The following is a 24,739-nucleotide window of genomic DNA, read 5'->3' as shown; positions in this document are numbered from 1 at the left end:
ATCAGTCTGGAGTACACCATGCAGTCCGAGCACCAAGGTCCGTTCCATTGTTTTCGTGATGATGCCATGGGCGAAGATGACGCAACCGCACTGGCGGCGCGCATTCGTGCAGGTGAAGTGTCAGCGCTGGACGTCACGAAAGCCGCCATTGAACGGGCCGAAATGGCACAGCCAGTGATTAACGGACTGGTTGCCACGGATTACGACCGAAGCCTCTCGCTTGCTCGCAGCCTCGCAAAGCCTGAGGCCCCGTTTGCCGGTGTACCCACGTTCATCAAAGACAACACCGACGTTCAGGGCCTGCCAACACGCCATGGCTCGGCGGCCGTGCCCAGCAATACCGCCAGCAAGACCAGCCCGTTCGCTGAGCAGATGCTGGCACAGGGCTACCTGTGTCTGGGCAAGAGTACGCTGCCGGAATTCGGCTTCAATGCCACCACCGAGCCGGCCCATGGCGCCGCCACCCGTAACCCCTGGAATCTGCAATATTCCTCCGGCGCCTCCTCAGGCGGCGCTGCGGCTCTGGTGGCCGCCGGCGTTGTGCCTGTGGCCCATGCCAACGATGGTGGCGGGTCGATCCGAATCCCGGCAGCCTGCTGTGGGCTGATAGGGCTAAAACCCACCCGGGGCCGTGTGGTGGATAACGAGGCCGCCAAAACCCTGCCCATCAATATTGTCAGTGACGGAGTAGTCACCCGCTCTGTACGGGATTCCGCAGGCTTCATTGCAGCCGCAGACGAGTATTTACGCAACCCGGCCCTTCCCCGGGTGGGCCATGTGCAGGGTCCGTCTGGAAAGCAGCTGAGGATCGGAGTGGTTCTGGACTCGGTGACCGGCCACAAGACAGACCCGAAAACCCGCAAAACCGTGGAGGCCACCGCACGCTATCTCGAGAAACTCGGGCATATCATCGAGCCGATGAATGCTCCCATTCCAGCGTCTTTTCCGGACGACTTTGCACTGTACTGGGGATTGCTGGCCTTCGGCGTTAAACTGCAGGGGCGCAAGTTGATGCACCCTCAGTTCGATAAGCGGCAAGTTGACGGGCTGACCAACGGGCTGGAGAAAATGTTCCGGAAGAAACTCTGGAAATTGCCTGCGGCGCTCTGGCGACTCAAGCGCTCGCAGCAGGACTATGCGCGGCATATGTCCCAATACGATGCCGTGCTGACCCCGGTACTCGGCCAGACGACACCGCCGCTGGGGCACCTGAGCCCGACAGTACCGTTTGACCAGCTGTTTGATAGGCTGACCCGGTACGTCTGTTTCACTCCGTTAGCCAACACCACCGGGGCACCGGCCATCTCCGTACCCATGGCACTCACAGACGCGGGCCTGCCCGTTTCCGTTCAGTTCATGGCTCGACACGGTGATGAGCGCACCCTGCTGGAACTGGCTTACGCGCTTGAAGCGGACCATCCGCTGCCCCTCATCTCACGCCTGGGCGATAATCGCTACGCGGGTGATGTGGCACTGATGGCCTGACCCTGATGCCGGTTAGCCACTACACGATTACGCCCCTGCCCCTTGGCCTCATAGAGCGCCTCGTCTGCGCAGGAAAAGATTTCCTTGGTGGCGTCGGCACGGGCCGGTGACACACTGCACACGCCAATACTGACGGTCAGGTGGAGCATTTCACCGGAAACCCGGAAGGCGGTCTTCTCGATTTCCTTCCGAATCCGCTCTGCTACGCGCTCGGCACCATCTCCGGGAGTATCCGGCAGCAGTACCACAAACTCTTCCCCGCCATAGCGGGCAGCGAGATCCTGGGGGCGCGTCACGTGGCGCTTGATACACTGGGCCACCATTTTCAGACAATCGTCGCCGACCAGATGGCCGTAGGTATCGTTGAATTTCTTGAAATGGTCGATATCCAGCACCAGCAGTGACACCACTTCCTCAAACCGGTAAGCATGTACCACGGACGACTGGAAAGCCTTGTCGAAATGCCCGCGATTTTTCAGGCCCGTTAGCGGGTCTGTGGCATTCAATTCCAGCAACTGCTCGTTCAGGGTTTCCAGATCCCGGGTACGTTCCTGCACCCGCTCCTCCAGCATGGCATTGGCCTCCTGCTGCACCCGCAGCGACTTTTCCTGAGCCAGGCGAGCCTTGCGTTCTTCACGCAGGAGCCTCTGCTGGGCAGCAAATGAACGCTTCTTCTCCCGGTTCAGGCGATCTGCCAGGGCCAGTGAGAGCAGGATTACACCGAGTGCCGAGCCCACCTGAGTGGCATTCTCTGTCAGCAGGTTGCGCGGCAGGAAGGTGAACTTGTTCAGGGCCAGTACAATTCCCCCAGACAGCATGAACACCCAGGCAACGGTGTAATAGCGAGCCGCCGGATCTTTCTTGATCCAACGCATCACGCTAAGCACCAGCATGGTCGAACAGCCCACCGCAGCGATCAGAATGGTGGGCAGAATCATGTGCTTGTAGGGAATAATCAGACCTGCCCCAGCCATCAGGCCCGCGGCCATGATCATCGCCATGGTCCACCGGTTCAGCAACGGGTGATTCTCACGGGTAACGCTGATAAAGCGGATACTGAAGGCCCCACCAAAGACAATCACCAGATTCAGAAACACAATGATGGACTGATCGTTCCACCAGGTGCCCTCCGGCCAAAGGTACTGGAAGCCAACCCCGTGCAGACTGGCCAGAAACAGGGGCATGGTGGTGATGTAGCCAACGTAGTAGAGAAAACTGCGCTCGCCCACGGCCATGAACACAAACAGGTTGTACAGGATCATCACCAGAACAATGCCGTAGTAGATACCTTCCAGCATACTGCGGCCCTGGTCTGCCGCATAAAACGCATCCCGCTCCCAGAGTGTCAGCGGCACCTGCATGGAGCTGGTGGTGTCCACACGAAGGTACACAGTAACCGTCTCGTTGGCTGGCAACAGCAAAGGCACAACAAAATGACGGTGGTGGATGGGCCGGTCGTAGAACGGCCGCTTGTCGCCCAGCAGCAGAGGCTCCTGGGCGTCAGGCAGGTAGACTTCGATATGGTCCAAGACCGGGTAACCAATTTCCATGAAATTGACGGCTTCCACTCCGGTAACGTTGGTCACTCGGAAACGGAACCAGTACACATCATCGCTATAGCCGAAGTTCGCACTTTCGTCGCCACCGGCGGTCCAGGATTCATCTGGTAACTGAGTGACCTCCGAGAAGGAGGTTCGCTCGTTTTCCAACCAGTAATCGACATGGGGCGCCAGTTCCAGTCGCTTCGAGTGCTTGTCCCAGGTTGCCGGCTCTGCCAACACTGACGATGGCAGCAGAAGACTGAGGGCAAGAATGAGCAGTAACGAGAGTCTTGGCACAGCGGGCCTCGGGTATAAGCATTTAGTGTAGTTATGTGCTTATCAACGAGTATGCACCAAGCTTGGGCGCGGCGCCTGCCACTACTACCAATCGACGCAAAATGACAAAAAAAGATACACAATGGTTATTAATCAAACACTTTTAGCCAATTGTTAAACCGGGCCTGAGAAAACACTTCAAGCACCCGGAGAAAGCTCTCTTCCGGCTCGGATACCAGTGTCAGCGCTTCGCCGGAGACCGGGTGCAACAACGACAGCCGGGTAGCCGCCAGCATCAACCGGCCCTCGCCAAACCGTTCAGCAAAATACCGGTTATGGCGCCCCCGGCCATGGTTGGCGTCGCCAATGATGGGATGGTTAATGTGCTTCATGTGGCGGCGCAACTGATGCTTTCGGCCGGTCTTCGGGTACAGCTCAACCAGGCTGTACCGGCTGGAGGGATAGCGTTCAATGGCCACCGGAATCTCAGTGGTCGCCAGCCTTCGGAAGTGAGTGAGCGCTTCCCGCACAGGCTGTTCAGTTCCACGTAAACGCCGGTCTTCCGGCTCATCTTTCAGCGGGTGATCAATCACCCCGGATTCTGGCGCCCAGCCTCGGACCATGGCCAGATAAGTCTTCTCCACCTCGCCCGCCATCATGGCCTGGCCAACTGCGCGGGCAGTGTCCGGATCTCTGGCAAACAGCAAAACACCGGATGTGGGCCGATCCAGGCGATGCACCGGGTACACATGCTCGCCGCCATTCAGCGCACGGGCGTATTGCAGGGCAAACTCGGTTTCGTGTTTGTCGATAGGGCTTCGGTGCACCAGCAAGCCTGCCGGCTTGTGAACCGCCAGCAGTTGTGCGTCTTGGTAGAGAACAGTCAGCGGATTAGGTGTCATCATATTGCAACAAAAAGTTCACATTCTTTTCGGCATGAAAGTCTCATGTTTCAAATCAATCAGCCGAATTATTATGTAGATGAGAAAAACACATAAAGCACCACTATAAAAAAGCCGCAACGTATGATCTGGAATAAGCCAACACCGAAACCGGAACCTAAACCATGAATTGGTATTCAAGAAGCATCCTGGGCCGTGTCCTGGCCATCATACTGGCGACGAACCTGACGGTCGCTGCCGTTGCGATGGTGTACCTGAACTTCTCCCTGAAAGTCAAAGATGATTTCAATGAACTGGTAAGCAGCAATATGGTCAGGGCTCTCGAGGCCCAAGACGTTCTCTCAGATTTCAAAACCCAGGTCCAGGAGTGGAAGAACGTGCTGATCCGTGGGGCAGATTCAGATCAGCTCGAAAAATACTGGCAACGGTTCCAGAAGGAAGAAGCTTCAATCCAGGCGCAGCTTGATTCTCTGATACCGGCAGTAGAAGCAGCTAGCGCAAAATCCTTGCTGACCGACTTTAAACGGGCTCATCAGGAGATGGGCCGGGCTTACAGACGGGGCTTCGAGGCCTTTACCCGCTCAGGCTTCGATCCCAATGCTGGTGATATCGCCGTACAGGGCATTGATCGGGAGCCTGCCAGATTAATTCAGGAAGCTGTTGAAAATATCAGAGAAGATGGGTTAGCCGTGGCCTCTATCCTCAATAAAACGGTAACCGAACGCAGCTGGATCGTGTCAGCACTATTGATAGCTGCCATTGTGGCTGGAACGATCGTGCTGATCTTCATGCTCGTTACCAGTGTTGTAAGACCGGTTCAGAAGCTTACCTCCCAGATAGCACGTCTCGGCGACGGGGATCTGTCTGACCCGGTAACGATGCAACGGTCTGACGAACTGGGCAAACTTGCGGGCGCCGCCCGAAATCTGCATGGATTCCTCAGCGATACAGGCACCCAGCTCAGCCAGAATGCCGCTCAGCTCAATACGACCGGGGAGTTGATCCGCGCCAATGCCGATAACGTCGCCAGCCAGTCCGATCTTGCCCATCAGCGGATCGAGCAGATTGCCACTGCCATGAACGAAATGTCTGCCACAGCCGAAGATGTTGCCAGCCATGCCGCATCGGTTGCATCGGAAGTGAGCCAAACCTCGGAAGAGACTGGCACCGCAGATGCCCAAATCAACAAAGCAGTCGAAAGCATGCAAAGGCTGACCAACCAGATTCGCAGCTCGGCAGAGACCGTCAATCAGCTTGCCAACGATGGCAAGAAGGTGAGTGATGTGATGCGGGTCATTCGGGAGATTGCCGACCAGACCAACCTTTTGGCGCTGAACGCTGCGATAGAAGCAGCCCGGGCTGGCGAGGCAGGCAGAGGCTTTGCCGTGGTGGCCGACGAGGTCCGCAACCTAGCCGCCAAAACCCAGGATGCTACCGTCGAAATTGATCAGATCATTGCAGCCATCAGCGGCGCCTCCCGTGATGCCACCGAGTACATGCACGCATCAGAAGTAGTAGCGCAGGAGAGCAACGAAGCCGTCGAAGCGGTTCGCAGTACCCTCGCAGAAATCAACCGCCGGATGGCCAGTATCAGTGATGCCACGACCCAGGTCGCAACAGCAGCAGAACAACAGACCAGTGTGTGTGAAGACATCAATCGCAATGTAACCGACGTGTCAGAGACCTCCGAGGCTATGCATCGGGCCGCAGAGGACAATCTTCGCACCGTGCCGGAACTTGAGGCCATGGCGAGCAAGGCCCGGGAACTGGCTGATCGTATCAGGCACTAGTCGCTTTGAGTGCGACCGGTCAGTCTGGAAAAGGTCTGGCCGGCCTTATCCCCCAACACCAGCAGCGCCGGCGTCAGGAGTAATGTCAGCAGGGTGGCAAAGGCAAGGCCACCAGCAATGGCGCTGGACAACTGAGTCCACCATTGCGTTGAGGGGGCGCCCAGCCCGAACGACGGCTCCAGCAGGTTGACGTTGACGCCCAGAACCATGGGCATCAGGCCCAGAATGGTGGTAATGGCCGTCAGCAGCACCGGCCGCATACGCAGGCAACCGGTTTCCAGGGCGGCCTCGTAGGCTGCCTTACCCTCTTTCTTCATCTGGTTGAAGGTATCAATCAGGATGATGTTGTTGTTCACTACAATGCCTGCCAGGGCAATGATTCCCATACCCACCATCACCACCCCAAAGGACTGGCCGTTGACCAGCAGGCCCAGCAGCACGCCGGCGGTCGACAGCACAATCGCCGACAGGATGAGGAAAGTCTGGTAGAGAGAATTAAACTGGGTAACCAGTATCAGCAGCATCAGGCCCACCGCCACCAGAAACGCCGTGGTCAGGAAGGTGGCCGCCTGTTGCTGGTCTTCATTCTCACCGGCGAAGCGAACGCTTACCCCCTCGGGTGGCTCTGGCATTTCGGCCTGCAGGCTGCGCAAGACCTCATCCATGCGCCGGCCCGGGGCAACGTCGGATTTGATGGTGATGGTGCGTTGGCCGTCTACCCGCACAATGGAGCCGGTTTTATCCCCCGGTTCGAGGCTAACAAATTCCGATAGTGGCACCTGGCCGCGCGGGGTGTGGATGGTCTGGCGTTGCAGGTGGTCCAGCTCCCGCCAGTTGTTTGGTACCCGCACGGCTATATCGACTTCATCCCGAACATCTTCCGGCCGGTAGGTAGCCAGCACCAGACCGTTGGTGACCAGGCGCACGGCACTGCCTATGCTCAACACGTCGGTACCAAAGCGGGCCGCCGCTTCCCGGTCTACCTGCAGGCGCCACTCGATACCCGGCAGACTACGGTCATCCTCAATATCGGCGAAGCCACCCAACGCGCGCATCTGCCGCTGTAATTCATCCACGTAGCCATCCAGTTCGCCACTGTCCATACTGCTGACCTGAAGCTCAATGGGCTTGCCCTCTGCCGGGCCACCTTCCTGCTTGCGAAACTCCAGCTCGATACCAGGGATGTCCCTGGTTCGTTCCCGAAAATCCTCCAGAATGTCGGTGGCGGTGCGGCGGGTAAACCAGTCGTTGAACTGGAACTGCAACACCCCGATGACATCCGGCGCCAACTGGCTGCTGGTTGACAGCATGGAACGCGCATACAGGGCTTTTACTTCCGGCATATTCTGCAGGCGCTGCTCCACCTGGCGCACAATGGCGTCTCGCTCCCACACAGATAGATCACCCCGGGCACGCACCTGCACCTGGGCAGAGTCCGGTTCCACACTCGGGAAAAATTCCACGCCGTGGTTGAAACGGCCATAGGCCGCGTAAATCAGGATAATCACTCCCAACGCACCCAACAGGGTCAACCCCGGGCGGCGCAGCAAGGTGCCAAGGGTACTGCGGTAAATGACCATGAACCGCCCTTCCGTGGCGTCCTGGTGCACACGCCGGCCGCCACTGACACCACCCATCACTGGCAGGAACACCAGAGCCATGGCCAACGAGGCAATCAGGCAAATCAGCACCGTCATCGGCAGGAACTTCATGAACTCGCCCACAACCCCGGGCCAGAACAACAGGGGCACAAACACGGCGAGCGTTGTGGCGGTTGAAGCTATAACCGGCCAGGCCATTCGCGAGGCGGCTTCTACCCAGGCGGTTTTCACCGGTTGACCATCGCTGAGGTTCCGGTCCGCCAGCTCAGACACCACAATGGCGCCATCCACCAGCATGCCCGCTACCAGAATCAGGCTGAACAGCACCACGATATTGAGGGTAAGCCCCATGCTCCAGATCACCAGAATACCGGTCAGGAACGCGCCCGGAATGGTCAGGCCCACCAGGAACGCGGAGCGGGGCCCCATGGTGGCAATGACCACAATGATCACCAGCACGATGGCCGTCATCACGTTATTCAGGAGGTCAGACAGAATATCCCGAACTTCATCGGACTGATCCATGATGTAGCGAATGTCCAGAGTGTCTGGCAGCCGTGGTCTGGCATCGTCGATCAACGCGCGGATTTTCTCGATGGTTTCAATGATGTTGGCGCCTGAGCGTTTGGACACTTCCAACACCAGTGCCGGCTCGCCATTGATGCGGGCAAAACCGGTAGGGTCTTTAAAGGTACGCTGCAGCATAGCCACATCGCCAAAGGTGACCACCGAATCGCCGTCTACCTTCACCGGCATCGACATCACATCCTCGATGGTCTCGATCACCCCCGGCACTTTCAGGGCCATACGGCCGTTGCCGGTGTCCAGGGAGCCAGCGGCAACCAGCTGATTATTGCGCGTGACCAGAGAGGCCAACTGGTCGAAGTCAATGCCGTAGCTCTCCAGCACCTGGGCATCCACCACGATTTCCAGAAGATCCTCGCGGTCACCACCAATGTCGACTTCCAACACTTCGGGAATCGCTTCAATGGCATCCTGCAGGCGACGGGCAATGGTGATGAGCTCACGCTCGGAAAGTGGGCCAGACAAACCGATCGACAGCACGGGAAACAGGGAGACGTTGACCTCATTTACCCGGGGCTCGTCGGCTTCCTGGGGCAACTTGGTGCGGGCTGTATCCACCTTTTCCCGGACATCCTGCAGCGCTTTGTCGGGATTGAAGCCTGCATCGAACTCCAGCATCACCGAGGCGTGACCCTCAGAGGCGTTGCCCCGCATCTCCTTGATGCCCTCCAGGGATCGCAGTTCCTGTTCCATGGGGCGCACCAGCAGCCGTTCGGCGTCTTCGGGGCTGATGCCCTCCAGGGTCATGGATACATAGATCATGGGTATGGTGACGTCAGGATTGGATTCCTTGGGAATCGCCTGATAGGCCGCCATGCCGCCCAATAACAGAAACAGGAACAGCAACAAGGTGGTGCGGCTGCGGTCCATGGCCGCCGAAATCAGCGCTCGCATGGCCGTTAACCCCGCCGATCCGAGCGATCAACGGGCTCAACCTGTTCACCCTCGGCCACAAAACCGCCACCACGGGTAATCAGGCGAATCTGCTCCGGCAGGCCAGACACCCAGGCACCGTTGGTGGATACGCTCAACAGCTGAACGTTCCGGAAAACCACAGCGTTGCTGTCATCCACATATTTCACGCCGGGCCGGCCGTCATCGTCCAGGCTCAGATACGCCGGTGAGATAAAAATCGCATCCTGCTCGGGCAACCGGATATTCAGGTTGGCCGTGCCCCCAGCCGCGCGTTTTTGTTCGGGATTCTCCACAACAATTTCAACGGCAAAACTGCGGGTTTCGGGGCTTGCCGCGCTGGCAACAAAGCTGACGACACCGGCCAGCCGTGTGCCATCCAGAAGATTAACCTCCACTGCCTGCCCCGGCTGAACATCCTTCACGGTTTGCTGTGGAATTCTGCCGGTGGCTTTGAGCCGGTCAATCTGCACCAGTTCCAGCATCGGCGTACCCACCTGCACAAGATCGCCCTGCTCCACATCTTTGCGGTTAACCACGCCGTCAAACGGGGCCTCGGGCCGAAGGTGCCTGACCGCGAGTTCTGCAGCCGCCAGTTCCGCGCGGGCCGCAGCCAGATCGCTCTGCAGCCGGAGAATGTCGGTCTCGGCCGCCAGGTTGTTGGTTCTCAACCGGCGCGCGGCGGCAAGGTCTGCATCCAGCTTTTGAATGTTGGCGCGCCAGCGTTCTACAACGGCATCCCGGCCATCAACCGACAGCTGCAACAAGGCCTGCCCGGCACGAACGTTCTGCCCCAGCTCTACCTGCATTCGCTCAACCGTGCCGGCTACCCGCGCACCGACCATCACCGAGCGCCAGGGCTCAAGCTGCCCCTGAAGTTTCAGGGTGGGCTGGTAACGGGTTGCCTCAAGGGTCTCAACTTCAACCCGAGTCCGCTCCGCTTCCTGCGCCTGTGGCTCATCCGGCGCCTCTTTACTGGCGACCTTTACATCTCCGGTAGCCATCCAGACAACCAGAAGCACAAGGATCAGTAGTGACAGCCCAAGAGAGCCCAGTTTTGCTTTTGTCATGTAACACTCGCCACGGAATCGTTCTTATTGATGGCCGTGACAACCCACCCTGGGCGGACGCGGCCACATTTCCGGCAATAAACAGTTGCAACCGGCTTAAAACGTGGGTTAGATTCTACACACATTGTTTGAATCTATTCAGAGCAGACTGTCGATTTTATGAATCTCAACGCAATGGTTGTCATCGTGAAGCTAGTCCTGGTGGTCGTGGTACCGTCCGGGGGCTTTTGCGTGGACAAGCAGGTGAGATAGCGACAACCTGACAAAGACACCAGAAACCCCCGGCACCGCAAGGTCCCGGGGGTTTCTTTTTTGCGGCAAAGAAAAAGGGAAAAACGACCATGAACGGCGCACAGCACATTCTTGAAGCGTTCCACCGCCATAACATCAACACCGTTTTCGGCTATCCGGGTGGCTGCATCATGCCACTATACGATGCCCTGGTGGACGATGTGGGTGTGGAGCACGTGCTGTGCCGCCACGAACAGGCGTGCGCCCTGGCGGCCGACGGCTTTGCCCGAGCCAGCGGTGAGATCGGCGTTTGCATCGCCACCTCCGGCCCCGGTGCCACCAACCTGATTACCGGCGTTGCCAATGCCTACATGGATTCCGTTCCCATGCTGGTGATCACCGGGCAGGTTCCATCCGGGCTGATCGGCACCGATGCTTTCCAGGAAACCGACATTCTGGGCATGACCCTGGGCATCGTGAAACACAGCTACCTGGTAGACGATGCCGAGGCCTTGCCTGGCATCATGGAAGAAGCCATCACCCTGGCCCAGAGCGGCCGGCCCGGGCCGGTGTGGATTGATATTCCCAAAGACATCCAGTTGACGGAGATCGAGGCGCCAGCTGCTACAACCTGCGCTCAGCCAGATCCGCATTGCCCGGACATTTCCGAAGCACTGATCATGCTTTACTCAGCCAAACGCCCCCTGCTCTACAGTGGCGGCGGCGTGTCCCTGGCCCGCGCCGAGGACAGCTTCCGTGCCTTTGCCAACGCGTCAGCCCTGCCGGGTGTTGTGACCCTCAAGGGGATTGGCAACCCCGGCAAAAACCATCCTCACAGCCTCGGCATGCTGGGCATGCACGGCTCCCGGGCGGCCAATAAGGCGGTTGATGAGTGCGATCTGCTGTTTGTGGTTGGCGCCCGCCTGGACGACCGGGCCACCGGCAAACTGGACGGCTTCGCGCCTAACGCGAGGATGATTCATATCGATGCGGATGCCGCCGAGATCAACAAACTGCGGCCGGCAGACCTGGCCCTGCGGGGTGACCTGAACAGGATATTGCCTGCGTTTACCGAGGCCTTAAAAGCGAAGCCACTGGCCATTGCAGACTGGCAGAAACAGTGCCGAACCTGGCACACGACTGGCGGCTTCCAGGCCGCGGACAACGAAGAAGCCCTGGCGCCGATCACCGGCCCCGCCTTCATCCGCCAGCTCTCCCGCATTGCACCGGATGACACGGTAATCGCCTGTGACGTTGGCCAGCATCAGATGTGGGTAGCCCAGCATTACGAATTCGACCACCCACGGCACCATCTGACCAGTGGCGGCCTGGGCACCATGGGCTTCGGCCTGCCGGCGGCCATCGGCGCCCAGTTTGCGAATCGCCGCGGCACGGTCATCAATGTCACCGGTGATGGCTCGTTCATGATGAACGCCCAGGAGCTTGCCACCATTCGCCGCTACAACCTGCCACTCAAGCTGATCATTCTGGACAACCAGTGCCTGGGCATGGTGCGCCAGCAGCAGGAGCTGTTCTACAACAACCGTGAAAGCCACATCAATCTGGACGACAACCCGGACTTTGTCGCCATGGCACGGGCGTTTGATATCCCGGCCCTGCATATTGAGCGCACGGATCAGATCCGCCGGGGTATCGAGACGATCCTGGCTTACGACGGCCCGATGTTGCTGCACGTGGCCATCAGCCGGGAGGAGAATGTCTGGCCCATCGTGAAACCCGGCGCCAGTAACCGAGACATGATTGACGAGAACCGTCGCACCACCACCAAGGAGTACGTAGCATGAACCCGCAAGCGCAAACGGCTTTGCCAAGTTATACCTTGAACTGTCGGATGAACCAGGAGGCGGCGGCGCTGGAGCGGCTTTGCCAGGTGGTGCGGGTTCGGGGTTTCCAGATTTCGCGTATGTCTATGGAGTCTGCCGATGATCATCTGGACATCGCCCTGACTCTTTCCGGCAGCCGGCCTATTGCCATGTTACGCTCTCAGTTGGAGAAGCTGCATACGGTTGTTGATGTGGCCCTCCAGGAACAAGCGGCTGTTCGTTCGGCTTAGGGGTTCGTTGAGATTGGGCTCCCAGACTTCCGGTTGTGCGGGCGGGCTTGCGGTGTGGCTGTTGGATTTTTTTTGGAAAAACAACTCGCTTCGCTCAGACATCTTTTTCCGGCAAAAAATCCAACAGCCACCCCGCGCCGACGGGCATTGGCGGGTTCACGGGGAAAACTTCCTAGACCTGTGTTGCCCCCACTACCGACGGGCCTTTCTGGTCTAGGGATTTTTTGCCTGCGGCGCTTGTTGGAAATCTTGCACTTCCGGGTTTTGTGGTTTTTGCTGGTTGGATGACTTTTTACTTTTGATGGGAGGCACTTTTATGGCCACGGACAAACGACGTCGTTATTCCGCACCGGTGGTGGATGGCATTAACAAGTCTGCCAGTCGCGCGATGTTGCGTGCGGTGGGGTTTCAGGATGAGGACTTTCGGAAGCCGCAGGTGGGTATTGCCTCTACATGGAGTAATCTGACGCCCTGCAATATGCACATTGACGGCCTGGCCCGGGAAGCGGCCAAGGGGGCGGACGCTGCCGGTGGTAAGAGCCTGATTTTCAATACCATCACAATTTCTGACGGCATCGCCAACGGCACCGAAGGCATGAAGTACTCGCTGGTGTCGCGGGAGGTGATTGCCGATTCCATTGAGACCGTGGCCGGTTGTGAGGGTTTTGACGGGCTGGTGGCGATTGGTGGTTGTGACAAGAACATGCCGGGTTGCCTGATGGGGCTGGCGCGGCTCAATCGGCCGTCGGTGTTTGTGTATGGCGGCACCATTCTGCCTGGCGAGAACCACACCGATATTATCTCTGTGTTCGAAGCAGTGGGCGCCCATGCCCGCGGCAATATGGACCTGATTGAGGTGAAGCAGATCGAGGAAACGGCGATTCCCGGGCCGGGTTCCTGTGGCGGTATGTATACCGCCAACACCATGGCCTCGGCCATTGAGGCGATGGGCATGAGCCTGCCGGGCAGTTCGGCGCAGAATGCGGTGTCTGACACCAAGTTGGCCGATTGTGAAGCTGCGGGCGCGGCGGTGCTGAAGCTGATCGATGCTGACATCAAACCCTCAGATATTATGACCCGCGAAGCGTTCGAGAATGCGATTACCGTGGTCATTGCATTGGGCGGTTCCACCAACGCGGTGCTGCACCTGCTGGGCATGGCCAGCACTGCGGGCGTGGAGTTGTCGCTGGATGACTTCGTGCGCATAGGCAAACAGGTGCCGGTACTGGCCGACCTGCGGCCGTCCGGCCATTACATGATGTCTGAACTGGTGGCCATTGGCGGCATTCAGCCGTTGATGAAAATGCTGCTCGACCGCGGCCTGTTGCGCGGCGACTGCATGACCGTGACCGGACAAACACTGGCCGAAAACCTGGCTGGCGTAGAGCCCTATCCGGAAGACCAGCAGATCATCCGGACCTTTGAAAACCCCATCAAAGCAGACAGTCATCTACGCATTCTGTTTGGTAACCTGGCACCGGAAGGCTCCGTTGCCAAGATCACCGGTAAAGAAGGTACCCACTTCTCCGGCCGGGCACGGGTGTTCCACTCCGAAGAAGAAGCCCAGGAAAGCATTCTCGACGGCACCGTGGTCGCCGGCGATGTGCTGGTCATCCGCTACGAAGGCCCCAAAGGCGGCCCCGGCATGCGGGAAATGCTCAGTCCCACCTCCGCCATCATGGGCAAGGGCCTGGGCAGCGATGTTGCACTGATCACCGACGGCCGTTTCTCAGGCGGCAGCCACGGCTTTGTGGTCGGCCACATCACCCCGGAGGCGGCTGTTGGCGGGCCGATTGCCCTGGTGGAGGACAGCGACACCATTACCATTGATGCGGTCAACAACTCCATCATCCTGGAGATCTCTGAAGAGGAAATGGAGAAACGCCGCAAGGCCTGGACGCCACCGGCACCAAGGTTTACTCGTGGCGTTCTCGCCAAGTATGCCCGGGTGGTCAGCTCTGCATCTACGGGGGCCGTTACTGACCTGCCGTAGTTTGGCTTGGGCTCCTAGCCTGCTGGTTTTGCGGGTACCGTCTGGCTTGGGCTCCGAGCCTTCCGGTTTGCGGGCGGGCTTGCGGGGTGGCTGTTGGATTTTTTTTGGAAAAACAACTCGCTTCGCTCAGACATCTTTTTCCGGCAAAAAATCCAACAACCACCCCGCGCCGACGGGCATTGGCGGGTATCCGCTTGATAAAAGCCCTTGTAGGTTTTGCGCTCAGAAAGGGAAAGGATCGATTCAGTGCAACGCTCACGGCTACTTCGGGATGCTTTCTTTGCTTTTACCCTCGGCATTCCTGTAATGCACGTCGGTAGGGGGGTGTGGGGTATTTTTCTGGCAGGGAAAAAGATGTCTGAGCGAAGCGAGTTGTTTTTCCCAGAAGAAAAATACCCCATACCCCCCGTACCCGCCCCATAACCAGAAGGCTAGGAGCGGGCAAACTCAAAATTACCAGGCTTTGTAAGGCAGGAACTTCCCGTTCAGTGTAACCACCACACGGTCACCCTTGGGATTCTCCTCCTTCTCGATATCCATGGTGAAATCAATCGCACTCATAATGCCATCACCAAATTTCTCATGGATCAGCTCCTTCATGGTGTCGCCATACACACCCACAATCTCGTACAAACGGTAGATCAGCGGGTCCTGGGGCACACCGCCTTCCCAGGCTTTCTTCGGGCACACCTGCAATGCTTCTGCCACCGGCTTGTCCAGGCCCAGGGTTTCGCACAGGGCGAACGCCTTGTCTTCGGTGAAGCTGTTCATGCCCAGGCAGGCTGAGGTGGTGAACACCGGCGACATACCAATGGATTCAGCAATGGCTTCCCAGGTCATGCCCTTGGCAACCTTGGCTTCCAGGATTTTTGCGGTCATCAGTTCTTTGTTCATCATGGTTATTTCCTCTTGTGGACAATCAACATCAAGCATTCACCGCTCTCGCGGTGGTTTCGGTCTTGGTCTCGGATTCGGCCGGCGCCGGGTCGGGCGTCAGCTCATCGGTGCTGGGGTCTACTACTCTCGGGCTGCCATCCTGCTCCGGCAGCGCTGAGCCACTGCGATTCACCAGAAAATCCACCAGGTAATGCCGGATCTTTTGATGGGCAGGGTTCTGGAAAATGGTGGCCCGGGAGCGCGGGTGCGGCAGGTTTACCTTCACACTCTCGGCGATGCGGGCGTTGGGGCCGTTGGACATCAGGAAGATGCGGTCAGACAGCAGAATGGCCTCATCCACATCGTGGGTGATCATGAACACGGTCTGGCGGGTTTCTTCCCAGATTTTTACCAGCTCGTCCTGAATCACCCCGCGGGTGAGGGCATCCAAAGCGCCGAAGGGTTCATCCAGCAACAGCAGCTCGGGCTGGGTGGCGAAGGCGCGGGCGATGCTCACTCGCTGGCGCATACCGCCAGACAGCTGGGAGGGCTTGCGGTCCATGGCGTGGTCCAGGCCGACCATTTTCAGGTAGCGCTCGCTGTGCTCTCGCACCTTCTCTTTGGACCAGCTGGGCCAGCGAGCCTTTACCCCAAAGATGATGTTGTTCAGAGCGGTTTTCCAGGGCAGCAGGCTGTAGTTCTGAAACACCACGCCGCGCTCCAGGCCCGGGCCTTTCACTTCCTTGCCGTTCATCACCACGTTGCCGGTACTGGCCTCATCCAGGCCAGCCAACACGTTCAGGATGGTGGATTTGCCGCAGCCGGAATGGCCGATGATGCACACAAACTCACCTTTCTGAAGGGCGAATCGGATATCTTCGAAGACCGTCAACTCACCGCCCTGCCCGCCCGGGTATACCTTCGACAATCCATCTACTTCCAGAAATGACTTACTCATAACACTTCTCCAGTCGGAGGGTTCTGGCGGGCGCCAGCTCAGTGGCGCCCTGCCCGATCATTCTTTGTATTCAACCAGCTTCTGAGCCTTGCCCAGAGCCAGGTCCAGCAGCATGCCCACCACCCCGATCATCAGGATGGAGAAGATCACACTGGCGAGGTCGAGGTTGTTCCACTCGTTCCACACGTAGTAACCAATACCGGTGCCGCCCACGAGCATTTCCGCCGCCACAATCACCAGCCAGGCGATGCCGATGGAGATGCGCATACCGGTGAGGATGGTTGGTGCTGCTGCGGGCAGAATCACCGTAATCGCCGTCTTGAACGGATTGAGCTCGTGGGTGCGCGCCACGTTGACCCAGTCCGAGCGCACGTTCGCCACGCCGAAGGCGGTGTTCAGCAACATAGGCCAGATGGAACAGATGAAGATCACGAAGATGGCCGACGCATCCGAATCCTGGATAATGAACAGGGCCAGCGGCATCCAGGCCAGGGGCGAGATGGGCCGAAGCACCTGAATGTACGGGTTGAGCGCCTTGTACATCAGCGGCGACATGCCAATCAGAAAGCCCAATGGCAGGGCAATCGCCATGGCCGCCAGATACCCCGTCAGCACCCGGTAAACCGAGTAGGCCAACTGAATGCCGATACCTTTATCATTGGCACCCGCGTCGTAGAACGGGTTGGACAATTCAGCCCAGGCCACCTTGAGAACCGCCGTGGGTGGCGGCACACGGGATTCCTGGTCCGCACCGCCCATCAGCAGTTCATACTCCGACATGGCTTCCTGAGCGGCCGGGGGCTGTGTGGCCATTTCCCACATACCCAAAGCCAGAATCAGGAAAGACACCGACAGCAGTGCTGCCCTCACATTCAACGAGGCCATGATCAAATCCTCCCGATGGCAAAGCTGCGGGCATACTCTTCCGGGGTTTCCGGATCGAAGGTTTTGCCCATGATGGTGTGGGTTTTGTAGGTCTCGGTGGGTGCCGTATAACCCATCTCACGCATCAGCTTGCCGGTTTCACCCGCCAGGTAGACCTGCTCAGCGATGCCTTTGTAATCCACATCGCCCTCGATGTAGCCCCAGCGTTTCATCTGGGTAAGAATCCAAACGCCCATGGAGTGCCAGGGGAACGGGTCGAAGTCGATGCGGTCCGGCACGTTCTGCACCTCGCCCAGGCCATCGGCGTATCGGCCGGTCAGCACCTGCTGGATCACCGGCACCGGCTGGTTCAGGTAGTTTCGGGGGGCAATGGCCTCGGCGATCTCTTTGCGATTTTCAGGCTCATTGGAGTACTGGGTGGCGTCGATGATGGCGCGCAACAAAGCGCCGTAGGTGTTCGGGTTCTGGCTGGCAAATTTCTGGCTGCAGGCGAAGGCGCAGCAGGGGTGCCCTTCCCAGATATCCTTGGTGAGCATATGAATGAAGCCGACCTTCTCCCATACCGCTCGCTGGTTGAACGGGTCTGGTGACAGGTAGCCATCCAGGTTGCCGGCGCGCAGGTTGGCCACCATCTCAGGTGGCGGAACCACCCGGATCTGAACGTCTTTATCCGGATCAATACCGTTTTCAGCCAGGTAATAGCGCAACAGGAAGTTGTGCATGGAATACTCGAACGGCACCCCGAATTTGAAGCCTTTCCACTGCTTCGGGTCGCGCTTGTCCATGTGGTCCACGTGCAGCACGATCGCCTGGCCGTTGATGTTCTCAACCGCTGGCATGATGAACGGCTCCGGCGTGGAACCGGCGCCCATGGTCATGGCCAGGGGCATGGGAGTGAGCATGTGTGAGGCGTCATATTCACCCGCCAGAGACTTGTCCCGAGCCACGGCCCAACCCGCCGTTTTGGTGACGGTGACGTCCAGGCCATAGCGCTCATAAAACCCCATCGGAGCGGCCATAATGATGGGCGTGGCGCAGGTGATCGGCACAAAGCCAACGTTCAGTTTGGTTTTTTCCAGCTTGCCCAGAGATTCCTTCACCGCCGCCTTGGCTTTATCCATGGGGAACACAGAGCCCAGCAATGCCGCTGCGGTGCCTGCCCCCATCATCTTCATGAAGCTGCGGCGACTGTGATCGTTGTGACCGAACACCGAACGCACCACGGCGCTTTCGATGGCGCGGTCCATCATGGCTTCGGAATCCATCCCGGCCGTAGAGCCTGTGGCTTGCTCGCCCGCAGTCTCACGAAGGTTCAGCGATACAGACGGCAGGCCGTCACCAGGCTTGCATTCCGGGCAACCACAGGTTTTCGCGTGGATCAGTGACTGGTCGCCGTCAAACGGGTTTCCAAGGCTTTTGGTTGTCATGGTGCACTCTCCCTACTCTCAGATAGTTTTTTTGCACTCTTGCGGTGCAACTAAGACTCTGGTTCTGCCCGGCCAGGATTTGGCCTTGGCAAACAGCACGTTCTGAGATGACTATTGCGGGGTTCGTGCCAACTTTATTAAAACCTCTACCTCATTGTTTTTATGGGGCTTAATACAAACTCATGCTAACCAGGTGCACTACGAAATTTCGCAATGCACGATTTATCGTAGTGAGCGCTTCGATTTTTCGTAGTTGGCACAGGCTTTGTTTGGCATTTACCGTCACTCAAGCGGAGGCCCGGCATGAACCAGCCCGAACGCATGGAAACACACCAATGGATCAACCACCTGCCAGAGGCTGCCCTTCTGGTAGATGCGGGCCAGGACCTGATCCTCTCCGCCAACAGCGCCATGGCACGAATGGCCGGCACCGACCGACAATCCATTGCCAACATGGCATGTACCCAGCTGTTTGCTGACCAGCGGCCCCAGCTGATCAATTTCACCGAAGAAACCCTGTTCCGCAGCCACAGCTGGAGCCGTGATTTCCACCTGAAACACCGGGATGGCCACACGGTTGAACTGGAAATTTCTTCTTCCTGCGTGGGCGAGGCAGAAGCGCAAACCCTGCTACTGCTCCTGCGTGATCGGCGACAATTGAGAACCCTGCGCGAACGCCACGAAGCCAATCACTACCACCGGGGTGGCCTGCTGGAGTGGCGACGAGTGGAAGAGCTGTTCAAGGATATGGAGCGGGAGAACCAGCTGATTCTCCACGCCGTTGGCGAAGGCATTTACGGGGTGGACGCCGAAGGCCGCACCACCTTCGCCAATCCCGCCGCCGAGCGCATGCTGGGCTGGCGCATGGATGAACTCATGGGGCGCGTGATACACCGTGTTGTGCATCACTCCCACGAAGACGGCAGCCTGTTCCCACTGAAAGAATGCCCCATCTACGGCGCTTTCCGGGATGGCAGCATCAAGCGCGTTGGCGACGACTGGTTCTGGCGCAAAGACGGCACCGGGTTTCCGGTGGAGTACACCAGCACCCCGATCATGGACAACGGCCACCCGGTGGGTGCGGTTGTGGTGTTCCGGGACATCTCCGCCAGACTGCAAGCCCAGAAGGAACTGCAGTCAGCACTGGAAGAAGTAGAGAGCCTGAAACGCCGGCTGGAAATGGAAAATGCCTACCTACAGGAAGAACTCAGCGCGGAGTTCCACTTCCACGAAATCCTCGGCCAGAGCGACGCCATCAAGGCCATCGTGCGGCGCATCGGCATGGTGGCTCCGACAGACGCCAACGTTCTGATCACCGGCGAATCCGGCACCGGCAAGGAGTTGATTGCCCGCGCCATCCACCAGGCCAGCACCCGACGCGACCGCCCGTTGATCCGGGTAAACTGCGCCGCGATTCCAAAAGACCTGTTTGAGAGCGAGTTCTTCGGCCACATCAAAGGCGCCTTCACTGGCGCCGTGAACGACAGAATCGGCCGATTCGAACTGGCCGACGGCGGCACCCTGTTTCTGGATGAAGTGGGTGAAATCCCTTTGGAATTGCAGGGCAAGCTGTTGCGGGTGCTTCAGGATCAGCAGTTCGAACGCGTGGGTGAGAACAAGACTCGCGCCGTCGATGTAAGGGTAATAGCGGCCACCAACCGGGAGTTAAAAACGGAGGTGCAGGAGAAAACCTTCCGGGAAGACCTGTATTTTCGCCTCAACGTCTTCCCCATCGAGTCCATCCCCCTGCGCAGGAGACTTGAAGACATCCCGATGCTGGCCCAGGAGTTCCTGAACCGGGCGTGTCAGAAGTTCAACCGGCCACCGCTGGTTCTGACAGAACGAGATGTGAGTACCCTCAAGGCCTACCACTGGCCGGGCAACGTTCGGGAACTGGAAAACGTGATCGAACGCCAGGTGATTACCGCCGTTGGCCGCCTGGACCTGGACCTTCCGGGTGTCGAACCTTCTGCGCATGCCGCAGCGAACTCAACGCCATCGCGTCATTACGACAGTGAGCTGTTAACCGAGGCTGATCTGAAGGAGCTGGAGAAACAGAACCTGATCAAGGCGCTGAAAATGACTGGCGGGCGCATATTCGGTGATGACGGAGCAGCGGCACTGCTAGGCATCAAACCGACGACCCTCAACTCCCGCCTGGGCAAGCTCAAGTTGGATGCTCGGCAGTTTCGGGCTTCTTAGGTTTGCGCTTGGGTTTCTGGCTTGGGCTCCTAGCCTTCCAGCTGTGCGGGCGGGCTTGCGGGGCGGCTGTTGGATTTTTTTTGGAAAAACAACTCGCTTCGCTCAAACATCTTTTTCCGGCAAAAAACCCAACAACCACCCCGCGCCGACGGGCATTGGCGGGTAACCGCTTGATGACCGCATTGGTTTTTGCGCTTAGAAGCGAAAACGAGCGATATGGTCCAGTGCTAGTCATTAATTCAGGGCACTTTCGTTGCGTTTTGCCCTTGGTATTCCTGAGTTGCACGTCGGTAGGGGGGTATGGGGTATTTTTCTGGCAGGGAAAAAGATGTCTGAGCGAAGCGAGTTGTTTTTCCCAGAAGAAAAATACCCCATACCCCGCGTACCCGCCCCTCAACCAGCAGGCTAGGAGCCCAAACCAGCCCCCACCTCCGCAGCAAGTGGACTACGAGCCAAACCCAAGCTGGCTGAGCGCGTAGGTGACTACAATCCAGAGCAGCACCAGCACGGGCAGAAACCGACCGACCAGGTAAATCCGCCATTCCCACCAACGGCTCTCGGTGCCCAGAACGGTCCGGATTCGCTGCGGGGGTATAAACCAGCAGAACAAGGCGGCTCCGAATACTCCAGAGAAGATAATCACATTGCCACCGGCCACCCGGTCGATCACATCCAGCACTGGCTCACCGGCGATGGTCCATTCCAGGGGTGTGAAGCTCAATGCCGATGCGGTACCGAGCACCAGCATCACCACGGTGACGATACTGACAGCCACCGCATTACTGAGGCGAAACTCCTCCGCCACTGCGGCAATCATCACCTTCAGGCCCGCCAGGCTGGAGCTAAATGCGGCCATGAAGAATAATGCGAAGAAAAGCACGCCAACCCAGTAACCACCACGCATATCCTCAAACACCTGCGGCATGGTGACAAACGCCAGCTGGCTGCCTTCGGTAGGCTCCATGCCCAGACTGAACACAAATGGGAAGATCATCCACCCCGCCAGCAAGGCAACGCTGGTCTCAGTACCGGCAACGACCAGGCAAGCCCGGGGCACGTGGGTTTTGCGGGGGATAAAACTGCCGTAGGTGACCAGATATCCCTGCCCGATGGCGAGGGTGTAGAACGCCTGGCCAAAGGCAAACGCCCACAGACGACCGTCTGCAAGCCGGCTCCAGTCCACGTCAAAGAAAAAAGATTTGGTTTGCTCCCATCCCGGCGTCGTCGAGGCAAACAGCATCAGCCCGATCATCACCAACAGCAGCACGGGCATCAACATTTTCGAGAAGACTTCAATCGCCTTCACATCCCGAGCCAGGATGATGGCAGCCAGTACGGTTACGATCAGGAAGTACCATAGCGAGTTGTAGCCGGCACTGTATTCACTGAAAACACGCAGGTCATCCGTGGCAGCGTCCACCGCATAGCCCAGCGTCCAGCCAGTAATTACCAGATAGTAGCTGGTGATTGCCATGGTGATCAGCACCACAAACCAGCCGTAGATGGCACCAAACCGGTTGACCTGGCGGAAGGTCTGAACGGTACTACCCTCAGACAACCGTCCGGCTGCTACCTCCAGAATCATGATGGGCAGGACCACAATCACCAATGCCAGCAGGTAAGCCACCACGAAGGCTCCACCACCGTTTTCCCCAACCATATAGGGAAACCGCCAAAGGTTCCCGAGGCCAACGGCGGCCGCTGCCATGGAGAACACAAAGGCCGGTTCTGAACTCCATTGCTTTCGGGATTCTTCAATAAACTCGTGGCGTTTGGTCACCTGTGACTGGCTCCCCGTGGTCTGACTTATTTGCACGGAAGCCTAACAAATCAGCCGTTCAGGTTCATGACTGGGGTCAACGCGCTCTTGGTTCTTTGTTCCTGGACTTCGGCCTTGGGCTCCTAGCCTTCGGGTTGTGGGGGCGGGTACGCGGGGTATGGGGTATTTTTCTTCTGGGAAAAACAACTCGCTTCGCTCAGACATCTTTTTCCCTGCCAGAAAAATACCCCATACCCCCCTACCGACGTGCAGCACAGGAATACCAAGGGTAAAAGCAAAGACAATATCCCGAAGCGCGCGTGACCGTTTTACCGAATCGCGCCTTTCCCTTCCTGAGTGCAAAAACGACAAGTGCTTTTATCAAGCGGATGCCCGCCAATGCCCGTCGGCGCGGGGTGGTTGTTGGATTTTTTGCCGGAAAAAGATGTCTGAGCGAAGCGAGTTGTTTTTCCAAAAAAATCCAACAGCCACCCCGCAAGCCCGCCCGCAAACCGGGAAGGCTAGGAGCCCAAGCCCCCCGCCACCCAGTCAGAGGGCTCAGAGCAGAACTCAGACCACCTCGATGGCTACCGCCGTAGCCTCACCACCGCCAATGCACAGCGATGCAACACCACGCTTAAGACCACGCTGTTTGAGGGCATTGATCAGGGTAATGATGATCCGGGAACCGGAGGAGCCAATGGGATGGCCCAGGGCGCAGGCGCCGCCGTGCACGTTGACTTTCTCCGCTGGCAATTTCAATTCGTTGATGGCGGCCAGGGTGACCACCGCGAAGGCTTCATTGATTTCGAACAGGTCGACATCATCCAACGTCCAACCGGCTTTCTTAAGCACTTTTTCGATGGAGCCAATCGGGGCCAGTGTGAACTCTGCCGGCAAGCGGGCATGGGTGGCGTGGGCCACGATTCTGGCTTGTGGAACAAGGCCTCGGGCATCTGCTTCAACCGCTGAAGTCAGCACCAGGGCAGAGGCACCGTCGCTGATAGAGCTGGAGTTGGCGGCGGTTACCGAGCCGTCTTTGGCAAAGGCCGGTTTCAGTTGCGGGATCTTTTCGGGTTTGGCGTTACCGGGTTGTTCGTCGGTGTCGACTTCGGTATAACCACCGCGGCCGGCAACGGTCACCGGAGTAATTTCATCCCGGAACCAGCCATTCTGGATCGCCGTCAGGGCTTTTTGCAGAGAGCCGATGGCGAACTCGTCCATGGCCTGACGGGTGATGTTGAATTTATCAGCGGTGCGCTGGGCAAACACGCCCATCAGCCCGCCTTCGTAGGCGTCTTCGAGGCCATCAAGGAACATGCTGTCCATCACCTGGCCGTGGCCCATGCGCATGCCGGCGCGGGCTTTGGGGAGCAGGTACGGTGCCTGGCTCATGTTTTCCATGCCGCCGGCGATCATGATGTTGTTGGTGCCGGCTTTGATCTGGTCGTGGGCCATGATGACGGCTTGCATGCCGGAGCCGCACATTTTGTTGATGGTGGTGCAGCCACTGCTGTCCGGAATACCGGCGGCGCGGGATGCCTGCCGCGCCGGTGCCTGACCAAGGCCGGCGGGCAGTACGCAGCCCATGATGATTTCCTGAATGTCTGCCGGTTGCAATCCTGCGCGTTCAATGGCGGCCTTGATGGAAACGGCACCCAGCTCCGGGGAGCGCACCGAGCTCAAAGAGCCCATCATCCCGCCCATCGGGGTTCTGGCGGAGCCTGCTATTACGATATCGTTGTTCATGGCTTTGTTCTCCTTCAACGGAATCTGATTGGTGTTCTGGTTTTGTTGATCGGTCTTATTTGGGTTTCTAGCCTGATGGTTTGGGCTCCCAGCCTTCCTGTTGTGCGGGCGGGTACGCGGGGTGTGGGGTATTTTTCTTCTGGGAAAAACAACTCGCTTCGCTCAGACATCTTTTTCCCTGCCAGAAAAATACCCCACACCCCCCTACCGACGGGCAGTACAGGAATACCAAGGGAGAAAAGCAACGGAAGCACCCTCAAGTACGCGTGAGCGTTGCACCGAATCGATCGTTTTCCTTTCTAAGCACAAAATTTCAGTTGCTGTTACCAAGCGAATACGCGCCAATGCCCGTCGGCGCGGGGTGGTTGTTGGATTTTTTGCCGGAAAAAGATGTCTGAGCGAAGCGAGTTGTTTTTCCAAAAA

At 58.1% G+C, this 24,739-nt stretch carries 16 protein-coding genes; 6 read left to right on the top strand and 10 right to left on the bottom strand.

All coding sequences use genetic code 11. The annotated features are described in order from the left end of the window. Positions 1-18 precede the first annotated feature (18 nt). Positions 19-1,485, top strand: a complete 1,467-nt coding sequence (locus FIV08_RS05555; protein ID WP_152437630.1) for an amidase — start codon at positions 19-21, stop codon at positions 1,483-1,485. On the opposite strand, the gene FIV08_RS05550 is transcribed toward FIV08_RS05555, so the two are convergent. Next, entirely contained in the window at positions 1,455-3,323 is a 1,869-nt protein-coding gene (locus FIV08_RS05550) for a sensor domain-containing diguanylate cyclase (protein ID WP_152437629.1), read from the bottom strand. The genes FIV08_RS05555 and FIV08_RS05550 overlap by 31 nt on opposite strands. A 128-nt stretch (positions 3,324-3,451) precedes the next feature. After that, positions 3,452-4,207 (bottom strand): pseudouridine synthase, encoded by a 756-nt coding sequence (locus tag FIV08_RS05545; protein ID WP_228715499.1) that lies wholly within the window; start codon positions 4,205-4,207, stop codon positions 3,452-3,454. Positions 4,208-4,368: 161 nt separating this feature from the next. Here FIV08_RS05545 and FIV08_RS05540 point away from each other — a divergent pair, with 161 nt between their 5' ends. Further along, complete coding sequence (locus FIV08_RS05540) at positions 4,369-5,994, top strand: methyl-accepting chemotaxis protein (RefSeq protein ID WP_152437628.1); 1,626 nt, start codon at positions 4,369-4,371, stop codon at positions 5,992-5,994. On the opposite strand, the gene FIV08_RS05535 is transcribed toward FIV08_RS05540, so the two are convergent. Together FIV08_RS05535 and FIV08_RS05530 are read right to left on the bottom strand one after the other, a co-directional pair. After that, positions 5,991-9,074, bottom strand: coding sequence for an efflux RND transporter permease subunit (locus FIV08_RS05535; protein WP_152437627.1), 3,084 nt, complete (start codon positions 9,072-9,074; stop codon positions 5,991-5,993). The genes FIV08_RS05540 and FIV08_RS05535 overlap by 4 nt on opposite strands. Before the next feature lie 5 nt (positions 9,075-9,079). After that, entirely contained in the window at positions 9,080-10,162 is a 1,083-nt protein-coding gene (locus FIV08_RS05530) for an efflux RND transporter periplasmic adaptor subunit (RefSeq protein WP_152437626.1), read from the bottom strand. Positions 10,163-10,503: 341 nt separating this feature from the next. Between FIV08_RS05530 and ilvG the strand changes: the two genes are divergently transcribed. From ilvG to ilvD, 3 genes are all read left to right on the top strand, one after another. Next, positions 10,504-12,198: an acetolactate synthase 2 catalytic subunit gene (ilvG, locus tag FIV08_RS05525; RefSeq protein ID WP_152437625.1), complete on the top strand. Its 1,695-nt coding sequence runs from the start codon at positions 10,504-10,506 to the stop codon at positions 12,196-12,198. Continuing rightward, the gene (locus FIV08_RS05520; RefSeq protein ID WP_152437624.1) at positions 12,195-12,467 is read left to right on the top strand and encodes an ACT domain-containing protein; all 273 of its coding nucleotides are present in this window, start codon (positions 12,195-12,197) and stop codon (positions 12,465-12,467) included. Before ilvG ends, FIV08_RS05520 begins: the two co-directional genes overlap by 4 nt. A 316-nt stretch (positions 12,468-12,783) precedes the next feature. Continuing rightward, positions 12,784-14,460, top strand: a complete 1,677-nt coding sequence (ilvD, locus tag FIV08_RS05515) for a dihydroxy-acid dehydratase (RefSeq protein ID WP_152437623.1) — start codon at positions 12,784-12,786, stop codon at positions 14,458-14,460. Positions 14,461-14,913: 453 nt separating this feature from the next. Here ilvD and cynS read toward each other — a convergent pair whose 3' ends face one another. The 4 genes from cynS to FIV08_RS05495 are packed head-to-tail and all read right to left on the bottom strand — an operon-like array spanning position 14,914 to position 18,606. Continuing rightward, positions 14,914-15,357 (bottom strand): cyanase, encoded by a 444-nt coding sequence (cynS, locus tag FIV08_RS05510; protein WP_058093075.1) that lies wholly within the window; start codon positions 15,355-15,357, stop codon positions 14,914-14,916. Between the two features lie 28 nt (positions 15,358-15,385). Further along, positions 15,386-16,294, bottom strand: coding sequence for an ABC transporter ATP-binding protein (locus FIV08_RS05505; RefSeq protein WP_152437622.1), 909 nt, complete (start codon positions 16,292-16,294; stop codon positions 15,386-15,388). 57 nt (positions 16,295-16,351) lie between these two features. After that, positions 16,352-17,179, bottom strand: a complete 828-nt coding sequence (gene ntrB / locus FIV08_RS05500) for a nitrate ABC transporter permease (RefSeq protein ID WP_072677764.1) — start codon at positions 17,177-17,179, stop codon at positions 16,352-16,354. Positions 17,180-17,181: 2 nt separating this feature from the next. Next, positions 17,182-18,606: an ABC transporter substrate-binding protein gene (locus FIV08_RS05495; protein ID WP_152437621.1), complete on the bottom strand. Its 1,425-nt coding sequence runs from the start codon at positions 18,604-18,606 to the stop codon at positions 17,182-17,184. A 303-nt stretch (positions 18,607-18,909) separates the two neighbouring features. Here FIV08_RS05495 and FIV08_RS05490 point away from each other — a divergent pair, with 303 nt between their 5' ends. Beyond that, on the top strand, positions 18,910-20,808 hold the full coding sequence (locus FIV08_RS05490; protein WP_152437620.1) for a sigma 54-interacting transcriptional regulator: 1,899 nt from the start codon (positions 18,910-18,912) through the stop codon (positions 20,806-20,808). Between the two features lie 445 nt (positions 20,809-21,253). Here the strand turns inward: FIV08_RS05490 and FIV08_RS05485 are convergent, their stop codons facing one another. Together FIV08_RS05485 and FIV08_RS05480 are read right to left on the bottom strand one after the other, a co-directional pair. Beyond that, positions 21,254-22,588 carry a sodium-dependent transporter gene (locus FIV08_RS05485; RefSeq protein WP_152437619.1) on the bottom strand — a complete coding sequence of 445 codons (1,335 nt, stop codon included), beginning with the start codon at positions 22,586-22,588 and terminating at the stop codon, positions 21,254-21,256. A 549-nt stretch (positions 22,589-23,137) separates the two neighbouring features. Further along, positions 23,138-24,316, bottom strand: a complete 1,179-nt coding sequence (locus FIV08_RS05480) for a thiolase family protein (protein WP_152437618.1) — start codon at positions 24,314-24,316, stop codon at positions 23,138-23,140. Between the last annotated feature and the right edge of the window lie 423 nt (positions 24,317-24,739).

Origin of the sequence: Marinobacter sp. THAF197a, from assembly GCF_009363275.1 — a bacterium.
In the GTDB taxonomy this organism is placed as follows: domain Bacteria; phylum Pseudomonadota; class Gammaproteobacteria; order Pseudomonadales; family Oleiphilaceae; genus Marinobacter.
Note: the sequence above shows the minus strand (reverse complement) of the source record. Positions and strands in the feature narration are given on the sequence as shown.